Annotated in this window: 1 protein-coding gene; it reads right to left on the reverse strand. The window is 42.6% G+C overall.

Features of this window, described 5'->3' with window-relative positions:
- Positions 1–83 precede the first annotated feature (83 nt).
- Positions 84–509: GyrI-like domain-containing protein (locus BCT81_RS26010; protein WP_102426340.1), on the reverse strand; the 426-nt coding region annotated here is incomplete at its 5' end.

Genomic DNA, 509 nt, shown 5'->3' on the forward strand with positions numbered 1-509 from the left:
AATTCCAAATAGCAAAAGAGCCGCTCATACCGAGCGGCTCTTTTATTTCATAAACTTTTACACGATATATCGGCGCTTAAAGATTATTGAATCGCAATAGAGATCTCGACTTCAGTTTCGCCTTTGTACAGCTCAAAGTCGGTTGTGTACGTTCGTGTATGTGGACAATCTGGCGCGTTGAAATAAGCCCATACTTCTCCCCAGAGATCGATCACCGCTTGTGGTAATTCGCCTTTTGCAGAGAACGTTAGGTACTTACCCGCCTCAATATTGGTTTCAACTAGATCATCCATAGCGTTATCAGTAAGCGCATTGGTACAAGCAATCACATCATAGTCACCCGTAAAATCTGACTCGTAGTTGGTGTATACGCCGTAAACCTTGGAGTCTGGAGTCAACTTTGGAAAAGCTTGTTCGAAAAAGCCTTGCCATAATTGCCCTATTTTTGCCTTAGCTGGTTCAACTTCATCGGTATTGTTGGTTCTTACCGAAAAACCATATGCCTTTAC

It is taken from the genome of Vibrio sp. 10N.261.52.A1, from assembly GCF_002876325.1.
Taxonomy (GTDB): Bacteria; Pseudomonadota; Gammaproteobacteria; order Enterobacterales; family Vibrionaceae; genus Vibrio; species Vibrio chagasii.